Consider the following 12,395-nt stretch of genomic DNA (forward strand, 5'->3'; position numbering starts at 1 on the left):
TGGATGCGGCGCGGGCGATGACGCGCAGGTTTCGTTCCGCCAATGCCGCGCACGGGCCCGTGCGCAACTCGCCCAGCGCCGTGACGGCCTTGTGCACGTCCCCCCGCAGGGCGTCGACAATGGCCAGTGACAGCCTGGGGGCGTCGCGGCCGGGGGCCAGGCGCAGGGCATGCAGAAAGCAGCGGCGCGCGAAGTCCGCATCCTGCCCGAACGCGCCGTCCGACCACGGCGTCAGAAATTCCAGGGCGCGCAGCCCCATGTCGTGGTGGACGTCGGCCTGCTGTTCCGGCGTTGCCAAGGGGGCGCCCGCCATGGCGTACAGTTGTTCGATGACGTCCGCCCTGCGCCAGAAACGGCGTATCCGCTCGTTTTCCTTGCGCATGGTGTCATCGCGGAAGGTAATGGCCCCTTGGTGGGCAAGGTACAGACCCATGGCCTCGGGCACGTGCGCCACCTTGCCCGCCAGCGATGCCCGGATGGCGAAGTCCCAGTCCCCGGCGGCGGAGTATGTGGCGTCGAACGGGCCGATCCTGTCGTGCAGGTCGCGCCGCCACATGGGCTGCGGGCCGAAGGGAAAATACAGCAGCGTGGCGGGGGCGAACGGTGCGGGCGTGAGGAAGGGGCGCGACCTGTCGTTCTCGGCGAAGGTTTCGTTTTCCGTGCCGGTGGTGAAGCTGGTGCCGTATGCCAGCACGTGGTCGGGGCGTTCTTCCAGCGCGGCGGCCAGCAGGCCGAGGCAGGCGGGGTGGTGGCGGTCGTCGCTGTTGGCGTTGGTCAGGTACCGGCCCCGCGCCGCCGCCGCCCCACGGTTCCACGCGGCGTAGACGTTTTCGCGTTGGGGGGTGCGCAGGTAGGTGATGTTGCCGTGGTGCGCGAGGTAGGTGTCGATGATGGCGCGCTCGTTCTGGGGCGAGCAGGAATCGACGATGACGATCTCGATGTCGTCGGCAATGGTCTGCGCCAGAAGGTCGTTAAGGCACCCGGCCAGGAACCGTTCGGCCTTGTAGACGGAAACGATGGCGGAAACCAGGTAGTCCCGGTCTTCTGACGGTAGAAATGCTTCCAGGTGGTCCGACATCGAAACCTGCCGAGGTTGGGATGGTTATGGAGGCGGTGGGTGCCGCTGCGAAGCAGGGTAGCGCAACCGCGCAGGCGGTACAATCCGCAGGGAGGGTGCGAAGAGATGTCGTCCGCCATGCATGTGGCGTGCCTGTGCGGCATGAGGGCATGCGGGATGTTCCACTGCGTGCCCCCCCAAGGTGGGTGGGCGGCAGCGGTGGGGAGAGGTGGTTGTTGACCGTGTTGTTGGTATGAAGTGTGCAAGAAGGGCCCAGTATACTCACCGCAGAACACTGGAAGGAACCATGTCCAGCCAAACCCGTGATCGCGAAATTTACCTGCATGAGAACCGCTACGAGCAGCCCAAGGAAATTTTCAAGCACCTTGCAGCGTTGGTCGCGGACAGGGTTGGTGTGCCCCCGGGGGCCAAGGTGTGCGATGCGGGCTGCGCCGCCGGGGAATTTTTGTACCATTTCCTGAAGGTGCATCCTCAGGCCATCGGGACTGGCTTCGATCTTGTGCCGGAACTTGTGGAAAAGGCCCAGAGCATGGTGCCTGCAGCCCGGTTTTCGGTGGGTTCGGTCACTGATGCGGCCCGGATGGAAGCAGGGAGTCAAGATTTTGTTTTCATGAACGGCGTGCATTCTTCGCTGCCCGAGATCAAGCCCGCACTCGAAACCTTGGTGGGCTGGACGAAGCCGGGGGGGCGCGTTTACCTGTTTGGCATTTTCAATCCCTACCCCCTGGATGTGGCCAGCCGCTACCGTGCAGCCGGAGATGCCGGGGATTGGACCACCCTGTACATTCATTCCCGGGCCGGCGTTTCCCGTTGCCTGGACGATCTGCTCGGCCCGGACAGGCACACCTTCGAGCCGTTTCTTCTTGACGTGGATGTTGCCCCCGTTTCGGATAATCCTTTCCGGTCATGGACGTTCCGGGACGAGAGTGGGCAGCGCCTGCTTACCAACGGCCTCTGCACACTGATCAACTGCTACGTGCTGGAAATCAGGCCATGACGTACGGTGCAATGGTGCAGGCCTTTCTGGCCTTCCAGTCCAGGGCCTTGGAAGAGGTGGGTAACCCGGTGCGGGGCGGCTCGCCCGTGTTCGTCTACCTGGCGCCCTGGCTGGCCACCCTGGTGCCCTTCTACAGCATGACCGTGGCCATGCTGTTGCGGCAGGCAGGACGGGAGGTGGTGCTGGTATGGGACGACCTTCCGGCGTTCCGGGTGCCTTCCGATGAGCAGGCGGGCATCGCCGTCGCCATCGAGGGGATGGTCCGGGCCGGGTTTCCCGTGGTGCGCCTGAGCGAGTGCGCGGAAGCTCCGCATGACCGGGACGACCTGGATGCCGCCAGACGACTGGCCGCGCTAAATGCCTTGTGGTGGTGGAAGTCACCGGTTCCCTGCCGGGAACTGGCGCGACATACGGCCGAACAGTTTGCCGCCATTGCTCCTTCCCTGCCGCGCATACTGGGATTCTTCAGGGATTACGCGCCGCCCCGGCTTGTCCTGCCGGGCGGCATCTTTCGCCACACGGGCCTGTTGCTGCATGCCGGGCGCAAGGCTGGCACGGTTGTCACTACCTACGATAGCGGTCCCGGGTCCGTTTCCACGGGTGTCAATTCCGTGGCGGCGCACCTGGACGACGTGCCCAAGGTGCTCGGCCCGCTTCTGGCAGACGACCCGCACGTGGTGGGTCTTGCCCGTGAAATCGGTGAGCGGGAATTGCGTCTTCGCCTCGAGGGTGTGGACAAGTACCACTTCCAACCTGTTTCCGCCGGTACGGCATCGCCCGACAGGGATGCGGTGCGGGGTGACGTGCTGTTTCCGCTCAATCTGGAGAACGACTCGTCGGCGCTCGGAAAGCATCGTCTGTTCAACGATTCCAGCGAATGGCTCACCGTGACGATCGGGCACATCCTGGATCGCACGAGCGCCACCGTACTGGTGCGGCAGCACCCCTACGAAGCGCGCCTTGCGAATCGCAACGACGCGATGCTGGATGCGCTGGAACGGCAATTCGGGGCGAGTGACCGCTTTCGCCTGCTGCGTTGCGATGCCACGGTCAACACCTATGACCTGATACGATCCTGCAGGCTGGTGCTGCCCTTCGTCACCACGCTGGGGCTTGAGGCTGCCATCCTGGGCCGCAAGGTGGAAATGATGGCGGAGGCGTTCTACGCCGGGCTGTCGTTCACCCCGCTCCCCCGGAATAGGGAGGAATACCTCCGGCGCATCGAAGATGCGCTGGCGACTCCGGACGTGCCGCCCGTTCATGAAGGAGAGGCCTGGCTGGCCTACTACCTTTCGCAGATTTGCGGCCGCATCTGGACGCGCTTTACGCCCCAGCCGCAGGACGGGTGCGTGTGGATGCAGGAGAACCTGGCGCAACTGGCGGATGATCCGGATGTGCGGGCGGTGCTGGAGTGCCTGGGAGACGGACGGTTCATTTCCCGGGTCCAGCACGAACGTCTGATGGAGCATGGGTTCGATGCCGTCTACCAGCGGCGGCAATAAGCAACGGAGACCGCAATGAGCATACGTGAACGCATCAAGACCATCGCCAAGGCAACCGTGTTCGAGGCACAGCCACCCTTTCCGCATGTGCTGATGCTGGAGCCAAGCAGTGCCTGCAATCAGTCCTGCCTGTTCTGCGGCAATGACAAGCGACCGCACCGCCACAGGAATCTTCCCATGGACAGGGCCGCCTCCATCCTGACCCAGGCCTATGCCCTGGGTACGCGCGAGGTGGGATTCTACCTGCGGGGGGAACCTTTTCTCAATCCAAGGCTGGCAGACATGGTGGCCCTGGCCAAGCAGCTTGGCTACGAATATGTATATCTTTCCACAAATGGCTCGGTAGGATCGTGGAAAAGTTATGTCGCCGTCATTGATGCGGGCATTGATTCATTCAAATTTTCCATCAATGCAGGGAAGTCGGACGACTATGCAGCAACGCATGGTCTTGATGTCTTTTCCCATGTGATAGATCGCCTGCGCCGCGTCATCGCGTACCGTGAAGAATCGGGCGCCGCTTTCAAGATTTACGTATCCTCCACGTATACCGCCGCCACGAAAGAGGGCATTCTGGCCCTGCGCGACGAGTTCGCACCCCGCATCGACGAATTTTACGTGCACGGCACCTGCAGGGTTCCCGGCGAGGAAGGGGTGGAGGTGGAGCGCTTTTTCCGTGCCCCGTGCCCCATGGTGTTCAATCGGTTGCATGTGACGGCAGAAGGATACCTGAATCTGTGCTGCTTCGACTTCAAGAATGCACTGGCCGCAGTGGACCTTAACGTGACCCCGCTTGCGGAAGCCTGGAATTCTCCGTTGTGTGCCACCATGCGCAAGCGCCACATGGATGCAAGCCTGGAAAACACGCTGTGCGGGAACTGCGTGAATGGTACGGATGCGCCTTATGCCCCTCTTGTTTCGGAACTTGCCGACAAGGATGTTCGTCCATGAAAGACGTACGCGTACTCCATCTTGCCAGCTTCGAGGGCAACATAGGCGACAACGCCAACCACAATGGCGTGCATGAATTGTGGCGCACCTGCCTTCCCGGGTACAGGTTTCATTTTCATCAGCTTGAAATGCGTGAATTTTATTGGAAAATGCGTGCTTTTGATAAGGATTTCGCCGCCCTTGCCAACACGTACGACTTGCTGGTCATCGGCGGGGGAAACTACTTCGAGTTGTGGGTGGAGCATTCCCCCACGGGCACGAGCGTGGCGATCCCGCAGGAAATAATGGGCATGATCCGCACGCCCACGCTTTTCTACGCGCTGGGCCTCGACCCGTACATGGGCGCGCCCGAGGTCTGCGTCGAGCGGTTCAAAGGGTTCCTTGACATGGTGCTGGCCAGCGAGCGTTGCCTGGTTTCGGTGCGCAACGACGGCTCCAAGCAGTCTGCCCGCACCGTGCTGGGGGATGCGTACGCCGATCGTCTGCACATGATGCCGGACGGTGGTTTCTTCGTGCGGCCAGAGTCCCATTACCATCCGGAACTGCAGGATGATTGCAGGACCATCGGCCTGAATCTTGCGGGCGACATGCCGGATTTCCGTTTCGGCGGGCAGGACGGCTCCGGGGTGCGGCGCTTTCTTGATGACCTTGCGTCCGTTCTTGCCGACAGCCTGACCCGGAATCCGGATCTGAACCTGGTCCTTTACCCGCACATCTGGAAGGATTTTTCGCTGATCAGCGAATTCTGCCAGCGATTCCCCGACCCGCTCCTGCGGCGGCGCACCACGGTGGCTCCCTACCTGCACGGGCCGGGGGCCGAACGCTACATCTTCGATACCTACGCCCGTTGTGCCCTCAACATGGGCAATCGGTTCCATACCAACGTGTGCAGCATAGGCCTGAATGTGCCTTCCATCGGGTTCGTGACGCACCCGCAAATCCGGGAACTCTACCGCGAGGTGAACCTGCCCGACCGCTGCCTTGCCACGGCTGATCCGGACTTCGCCGCAAACCTTGCGGGGCTGCTGGATGCCAGCCTGAAGGACCTGCCGGGGCTGCGCAAGCGGTATGAGGCAAGCATGGTCATGGTGCGCGGGCAGGCCACCGCGTTTCTCGGCACCGTGGGGGCGTGGCTGGAGACTGTCCTGTGAAGGCGGTCATGTACCACTACGTGAGGCGCCACGATCCGGAGCTTCCGTATTTCACGTATCTGGACTTCGATTCGTTCCGCCGTCAGCTCGACTGGTTCGAGAGCGTGGGGCGCCTGGCCTCCCGCGAGGAATTCGAGGAAGCTCTGGAACGGGGCCAGCCCCTGCCTGACGTATTCGTCCCCACGTTCGACGACGGGCTGGTCGAGCACGCCCAACTGGTGGCGCACGAACTGGAGCGCCGGGGTACCTTTGGCGTGTTTTTCGTGCCCACGGCACCGCTGGAGACTGGGTGCATACTGGATGTCCACCGCATCCACCTGTTGCTGGGGCGCCATGGGGGGGGGCCATGCTGGATGCCCTGGACGGGCTGCTGGGCGACCGGCGCCTGCCGGGCGAGGGAGATGCACGGCGTGCCGCGGATACCTACCGGCATCAGCCCGAAGGACCCGCCGCACGCTTCAAGCGGATCCTGAACTACCAGGCAAGCGGAACGGAGCGCCAGGCGCTGCTGGATGCCCTTTGCGCGTCGCATCTTTCCGGCACGGCATGGGCATCACGCCTGTACATGACAGAGAGTGACGTACGGGCACTTGAGCGCATGGGCATGATCGTGGGCGGACATTCCCGCACGCACGAGTTGCTGTCCAGGCTTTCGCCGCTGGAGCAGGAGGCGGAGATAACCGGTAGCCTGCAAGCGCTTTCCGGCGTGATCGGCAGATGCGTGGAGTGGTTTGCCTATCCGTACGGGGGATGGCACAGCTTCGGTCCCCTCACCGAGACGATCCTTGCGCGCCATGGGGTGCGATTCGCCTTCAACGTGGAGGATCGCGACATCGCCCCGTGGGATCTGCGTCGACGACCGCTGGCCCTGCCCCGGTACGACTGCAATCTGTTTCCCCATGGGCGGGCCGTGGACGGGGATGCCCTTTCGGTCGCCCGGTCTATTTGACCAGTGCCAGCCGCCGCGAGCGCGGCCCCGTCTTTTCCGCCTGCGGCTGCGGGGTGGGCAAGGGCTGGATGATGTCCACGAACTGTTTCTGCCGGGGGGTCTGCCATACGGCCTCGTCGGCAAGGGCAGCGCGGAAGTGTCTGGCGCTGTCGCCGCGTCCGAAGTGGTAGACCGGCTCGAAGCAGGTGGCGGCGCGCGCGTTTTCCATGGCGGTGAGAATGTCGGGCACCCGACCGGCAACGTTGGCTATGGACGGGCAGACGAAGCGGTTGGCCTGGCGTGAACCGATGTTGATCGAGGGGACGCCGTAGACGGGGGTTTCGCGGACTCCGGCACTGGAATTGCCTACCAGGAAGTCGGCGTGCTTGAGCAGTGTAAGAAAGCTGGTCAGCCGCAGTGACGGGTATATCCGGATGCGGGCATGCCCCTTGAGGCATTCGTATTCCTGGAGAATGAAGTCGCTGCCGGTGTCGTTGTTGGGGTAGATGACCACGAAGTTGTGCGGCGAGGCAAGCATGGCCTTGACCATGGCCCGGGCCTCGCGCCTCGTTTCGGCGGGATTGGTGGTCACCGGGTGCAGCAGGGCAACCGCATACCTTTCGAAGGGGATGCCGTAGTAGGCCCGCACCTCTTCCAGATCGGGCAGGTCGTCGGAAAGCATGATGTCGATGTCCGGCGAGCCGATGGTGAAGATGCTTTCGCGCCGTTCTCCCATCTGGATGAGCCGGTCGCGTGTTTCTTCGTTGGCGGTGAAGTGCAGGTGGGCCACCTTTGAAATGGAGTGGCGGATCAGTTCGTCGATGGTGCCGGAAAGTTCCCCGCCCTCGATGTGCGCCACGAGGATGTTGCGCATGGAACCCACCAGGGCGCCGGCCAGGGCTTCCACGCGATCCCCGTGAACCACGATCATGTCCGGCTGATATTCGCTGACGTAGCGCGACAGGCCGAAAATGGTGTTGGCCAGCACCAGGTCCATGGATTCGCCGTGGACCTGGTTCATGAAGACATGGACATTGCGGAAGCCCTTTTCCAGGCGCTCCGAGCCGAAGGTCTTGAATATCTCGTCCACCGTGAAGCCGTACCGTGCCAGGGTATGCATCCCGGTGACGAACAGCGAATGTTCGAAACGCGCATCGTTGTCCAGGGCCTGGATGAGCGGGCGGATCTTGCCGAAGTCGGCCCGCGTGCCGCTGATGAAAAGTATCTTGCGCTTAGGCATCGATGTCCTCCCATGCCAGTTGGGTGTCGGCCGGGATGTGGCGCGCGGCGCGGCGCCCCATCAGGGCGTCGTAGTGGGCCGCAAGGATGGCGCCCGTGCCGGGCCGCTTGACCCAGATGTTGGCGGAGTTCAGGGCCTCGCCGGGGGCTATGTCGCGGATGGCGACAACGCTGGCATAGGCGAAGTCGATGGTCGGCTGTTCCTCCGGCAGGATGTTCTTGGTGCCCCCCAGAGCCGCGAAGACAGCGCGTGAACCCGTGATCAGGTCGCGCAGTTCGGCAGGATCCATGGAAATGGGGATGTCGGGGCCGGGCCAGGTCTTGTCTGCGGTGAAATGCCGTTCGAGGATGCTTGCCCCCAGGGCCACTGCGGCCAGGCAGGTGTAGTTGCCGAGGGAATGGTCGCTGAGCCCCAGAACCACGTCCGGAAAAGCCTGGCGCAGCGAGGCAAGGGCACCCAGGCGAACCTTGTCGTAGGGGGTCGGATACATGGAGGTGCAGTGCAGCAGGGCCACCGGCGTTCCTGCCGCCTCCAGAATGTCCACGGCCGGCCTGATCGAGGACAGGTCGTTCATGCCCGTGCTGAGGATCACCGGCTTGCCGAAGTTCGCGATGTGGCGGATCAGCGGGTAGTTGTTGCACTCGCCCGAGCCGATCTTGTAGGCAGCCACGCCGAGCTGTTCAAGCCGGTCGGCGGCGGCGCGCGAAAAGGGCGTGCACAGATAGAGCATGCCCAGTTCCTCGACGCGCTGTTTGACCAGGCGTTCCTCGTCGCGGGTCAGGGCGCACCGCTTCATGATGTCCCAGATGCTTTCCGTGGCGTTGCCGGGCACCACGTCGTTGGGAATCATCTCGTCTTCGATGACGTGGCACTGAAACTTCACGCATTCGCATCCGGCCTCGTGGGCGCGCTCGACCATGAGCAGGGCCTTTTCCAGGCTGCCTTCATGGTTGATGCCTACTTCGGCGATGACCAAGGGGGGATGGTCCGGCCCAACGGGCCGACCGGCGATCACGAATTCTCGCATCCGGTGCTCCTGGCTGTGGAGGGCATGGGATTGGAAAGGAGCAGGTCGGCCAGGTGCAGGTCGAACGGCTCGTCGACCTGCAGGGAACGCTCCCGGGGCATGAGGTGACCCCGCAGCCCTTCCGGATAGAACGTCTTGTGTTTTCGTAGCGACTCAACGGTGTTGTAGTAGATGGCCCCGTTGATGAAGCAGGCGGGTTCCAGATCCTGCTCGCGGGCGTAGGCCAGGTTTTGCGGCACGAACGGCATGAGTTCTCCGGTGGCCGACACGGACCGGGCGAAATACGGATGTTCGGTGCAGGCATTCACCGAAACCATGGCAGGGGGGCGCGTTGCCGCCGCCTGCGTTAACAGGGCATCGATGTCGCAGGCCTGGCGCAGGGGAGAGGTGGGTTGCAACAGGCATACCGCCGTTGGAGCAAATCCATCCATATCCCGCAGTCGGTCCAGCGCATCAAGCACGCACAGGATGTGGGCGCTGGTGTCGGTGGCAAGCTCGGCGGGGCGCAGGAACGGCACTTCGGCTCCGTACAGGCGCCCGGCGGCGGCGATCTGCGGATCGTCGGTGCTCAGCACGACACGGGACAGCAGGCGACTTTGCAGGGCCGCCTCGATGGTCCATGCCAGCAAGGGCTTGCCGCCTGCGATGCGCAGGTTCTTTCCCGGAATCCGTTTGGACCCCCCACGGGCAGTGATCAGCCCGAGAATCGGCCCGGCAGTTTCGGCGTTGTGGGGTGCTGGAGTTGGCATGGTCGTTTTTTCCTCGTGGTGGGAGGGGAAATGCAAAAAGTGGTCCCGCATGCAACGTGCCTCGCGAGCTGCATGCGGGACGGGGCATGGCCCCAAAAAGAACGGGAAGAAGGCGCGGCGGGATTCTTTTCCGCGCGGTCGTGGATTCGTCAGGAATTTGTCGGGGCTCGCCAGCCGTTACAGGCATTGTCCGCTGCCTACGAGCAGCGGTGAAAGATGACCGACCTTTGAGGTCCGGTGCAGGATGAAGCGGTATTCCTCGCGGCTGGGCAGCCCGTGGACGGTGCGTGCAGCCGCGATCCGCTCGCTGTCCTCCGGGGTGCGCACGTGTTCCCATGTGTTGGTCGCGGGATTGAACATCTTCAGGATGACGGCGGGCACACCGGCCACCACCGAGAATGGCGGCACGTCCCGGGTGACGACGGCGTTGGCTGCGACGACGCATCCCCTGCCCACAGTGATGGAACCCGTGATGACGGTGTTGATGCCAAGCCAGCAGTTTTCCTCCACCACCACCTTGCCTCTGGTGAACCCCTGCTCGCTGTATGGGCGCGAGATATTGTCCACCACATGGTCTGCGTCGGAAACGAAGACCCGGGGGGCGAAAAGGCAGAAATCGCCGATTTCGAGCTCGCCGCCTGCCGAGATCATGGACTGCCTTCCCACAAGGACGCGCTGGCCAATGACCAGCCGCAGCCGATCGTCACGGTCGCAGACATTTATCCAGGTGTCGTCCCCGATGGCCGATCCCTGCCCGATGGCGACGTTGGCCAGGCCCAGTATCTGGACGTTTTTCCCGAAGGAAACGCCCTGAAAGCGTCGGAATGCGGTGTTCTGTTCAGGCATTGCTTTTCCCGTGCGACAGGGTGCCGCGCAGAGTTGCCGCCCCTTGCGGCGAAACCCCATGTCCGGATGTCCGGCCCCCGTGCGGTCAATGGCGTTCTGATGCGTCATGCCGCTGCGGACAGCGGCACCGTGGGTTCGTCTTTCGGGTCCGGAATGTTCCGGAAGGGTGGCGGTACGTGTCCCACCGTCACGCGCCCAGTACGGCGTCCGCCAGCCGCTGCCGTGCAGTGCGCAGGTCGTCGGGCATGCGTGCCCCGGCGGGGATGGAGCCGTTACGCACCAGCGCGTCGAACAGCGGGGCCACCGTGGCCCAGCGGAAGCAGCGTTCCCAGTGCGCGCGACCGTTGCGGGCCAGTTCGTCCGCCAGGTCCGGTCGGGCCAGCAGCCGTCCGATTATGCGGGGAAAGTCCTCCAGCGGGGCGATGACGCCGCCGCCTTCGTCGTGCACCGCGTTGCACTGCGGCGTGGCCACCCACGGGGTGCCAAGGGCCATGGCCTCCAGCACCACCAGCGGTCCCGCGCTTTCCCCCTGCGAGGGCACCAGCAGCAGGTCGGCGTCGCGGATGAGCGCGGTGGCCTCTTCCGGCGGCAGGGGGCCCAGCATGCGCACGCGCGGGTTGTGCCGGGCCAGTTGCCAGCATTCCTCGAAGTAGCGGCGTTCCTTTTCCCACGGCAGCGCGCCCCCTGCCAGCACAAGCCGCCAGTCCGGGGTGCCGTCAGAGAGAGCATCGGGGGGGGCGTCGGCCAGGCGGCGCAGCAGGGCCAACTGGTTCTTCACCGGCCAGAAGTTGCCCACGCAGGCCAGCAGGGGCACGTCGCGCGGCAGGCCCAGGCGCGCGCGCATGTCCCATGGCGCGGGGGCGGGATCCATGGCATGCGGCACAAAGGCCTGCGGCACGCCAAGCTCGGTGAACAGGCGGCTGTCGTGCCCGTTTTCCGAAACGGCCACGCAGACGTCGGCGGCGCGCAGGGTGCGGGCAATGTCGTCCAGAACGCCGCGCTCCGCCCAGTGTTCCATGTTTTCGGCGTTGATGCTGGGCAGCATGATGATGCGCGGGTGCGGCTGCGGCAGGTCCGCCAGCAGGTGGCAGGCCCAGTTGTCCGGGTGGGCCAGCACGATGACCGCGTCGTAGCCGCCGTTGCGAACCAGGGCGCGGTACCGTTCCGTGTCCGGCCCCATGGTGGGGTCCGTGAACTTTCCGTGGCAGCGAAAGGCGCGGATGGGCATGCCGTGGCGTATTTCCGAGGCCCGGTTCTCCTGCCAGCGACAGGCGATTTCCACGTGGTGTCCCAAGGCGCGCAGGTGCAGGCCCAGGGTTTCGATGAACAGTTCGGTGCCCCCCACCGAAGGCCAGAAGAAGTTGCAGGCCAGCAGCACGCGCTTGCCCGCGCTGGGCGGCGCGACGGGGGGCTGTGGCGTGTCGTTCGTTGCACCGTCTGGCGTTGCCTCCGAGGTTTCGTTCGCCGTTTTGGCGGATGTCTTGCCCGGTGCATCGCCCGGCGCGTCGCCCGGAGTCGGAAGGGGCGGGGCGTCGGGGCAGAACCTGCGGATGGTGTCCACCCCGCACACGCCGATGGTGTCGTGAAAGAAGCGGATGAACAACTGTGCGGGGTACAGCCGGGCCGCGCATTCCTGCATGGTCGCGCCGCGTTCGGCGGCGCGCAGGACATCCAGGGTCATGCGTTCCACCCCGTCGATGACCTGAAGCAGTTCGCGCGTGCGCAGGGGCCACAGCCCCAGGCAGAGGCGGTGCATGTCGTCGTAATCGTCACGGCGCAGGTAGGGGGGCGGGGCGTCCTCCGGAACGGGGGCCGTGACGGGGTCCGGCGCGGGCCGCAGGCCTTCCGTCCGGGCCAGCACCGCGTGCAGTTCGCGCATGCGTTCGGTCACGCGGGTGGGCAGGTTGCGCCAGTAGGCCACGTCGCGCG

12 protein-coding genes are annotated in these 12,395 nt (G+C 64.3%); 6 read left to right on the forward strand and 6 right to left on the reverse strand.

What is annotated here, in order from left to right; all coding sequences use genetic code 11:
• A partial coding sequence (locus FVW27_RS19095; RefSeq protein ID WP_167128333.1) for a glycosyltransferase family 2 protein occupies positions 1–1,078 on the reverse strand: 1,078 nt, incomplete at its 3' end.
• Between the two features lie 286 nt (positions 1,079–1,364).
• On the opposite strand from FVW27_RS19095, the gene FVW27_RS19100 reads away from it, so the two are divergent.
• The 6 genes from FVW27_RS19100 to FVW27_RS19125 are packed head-to-tail and all read left to right on the forward strand — an operon-like array spanning position 1,365 to position 6,625.
• Positions 1,365–2,075, forward strand: a complete 711-nt coding sequence (locus FVW27_RS19100; protein ID WP_167128336.1) for a class I SAM-dependent methyltransferase — start codon at positions 1,365–1,367, stop codon at positions 2,073–2,075.
• The gene (locus tag FVW27_RS19105) at positions 2,072–3,577 is read left to right on the forward strand and encodes a hypothetical protein (RefSeq protein WP_167128339.1); all 1,506 of its coding nucleotides are present in this window, start codon (positions 2,072–2,074) and stop codon (positions 3,575–3,577) included. The genes FVW27_RS19100 and FVW27_RS19105 overlap by 4 nt, the downstream gene beginning before the upstream one ends.
• 15 nt (positions 3,578–3,592) lie before the next feature.
• Entirely contained in the window at positions 3,593–4,525 is a 933-nt protein-coding gene (locus tag FVW27_RS19110) for a radical SAM/SPASM domain-containing protein (protein ID WP_167128342.1), read from the forward strand.
• Positions 4,522–5,676 carry a polysaccharide pyruvyl transferase family protein gene (locus FVW27_RS19115; RefSeq protein WP_167128345.1) on the forward strand — a complete coding sequence of 385 codons (1,155 nt, stop codon included), beginning with the start codon at positions 4,522–4,524 and terminating at the stop codon, positions 5,674–5,676. The genes FVW27_RS19110 and FVW27_RS19115 overlap by 4 nt, the downstream gene beginning before the upstream one ends.
• Positions 5,673–6,149 carry a polysaccharide deacetylase family protein gene (locus tag FVW27_RS21195; protein ID WP_341806182.1) on the forward strand — a complete coding sequence of 159 codons (477 nt, stop codon included), beginning with the start codon at positions 5,673–5,675 and terminating at the stop codon, positions 6,147–6,149. Before FVW27_RS19115 ends, FVW27_RS21195 begins: the two co-directional genes overlap by 4 nt.
• A 35-nt stretch (positions 6,150–6,184) precedes the next feature.
• Positions 6,185–6,625 (forward strand): polysaccharide deacetylase family protein, encoded by a 441-nt coding sequence (locus FVW27_RS19125; protein ID WP_341806183.1) that lies wholly within the window; start codon positions 6,185–6,187, stop codon positions 6,623–6,625.
• Here FVW27_RS19125 and neuC read toward each other — a convergent pair.
• The 5 genes from neuC to FVW27_RS19150 all read right to left on the reverse strand — a co-directional run.
• A complete protein-coding gene (gene neuC, locus FVW27_RS19130) occupies positions 6,618–7,844 on the reverse strand; it encodes a UDP-N-acetylglucosamine 2-epimerase (RefSeq protein ID WP_167128351.1) in 1,227 nt (408 codons plus the stop codon). The genes FVW27_RS19125 and neuC overlap by 8 nt on opposite strands.
• Entirely contained in the window at positions 7,837–8,871 is a 1,035-nt protein-coding gene (locus tag FVW27_RS19135) for an N-acetylneuraminate synthase family protein (RefSeq protein ID WP_167128354.1), read from the reverse strand. Before FVW27_RS19135 ends, neuC begins: the two co-directional genes overlap by 8 nt.
• Positions 8,856–9,620, reverse strand: a complete 765-nt coding sequence (locus FVW27_RS19140; RefSeq protein ID WP_167128357.1) for an acylneuraminate cytidylyltransferase family protein — start codon at positions 9,618–9,620, stop codon at positions 8,856–8,858. Before FVW27_RS19140 ends, FVW27_RS19135 begins: the two co-directional genes overlap by 16 nt.
• A gap of 177 nt (positions 9,621–9,797) precedes the next feature.
• Entirely contained in the window at positions 9,798–10,526 is a 729-nt protein-coding gene (locus tag FVW27_RS19145) for an acyltransferase (protein WP_243838585.1), read from the reverse strand.
• Between the two features lie 127 nt (positions 10,527–10,653).
• The coding region (locus tag FVW27_RS19150; RefSeq protein WP_167128360.1) for a glycosyltransferase family 4 protein at positions 10,654–12,395 on the reverse strand (1,742 nt) is incomplete at its 5' end.

Source organism: Nitratidesulfovibrio liaohensis (assembly GCF_011682075.1).
Classification (GTDB): domain Bacteria; phylum Desulfobacterota; class Desulfovibrionia; order Desulfovibrionales; family Desulfovibrionaceae; genus Cupidesulfovibrio; species Cupidesulfovibrio liaohensis.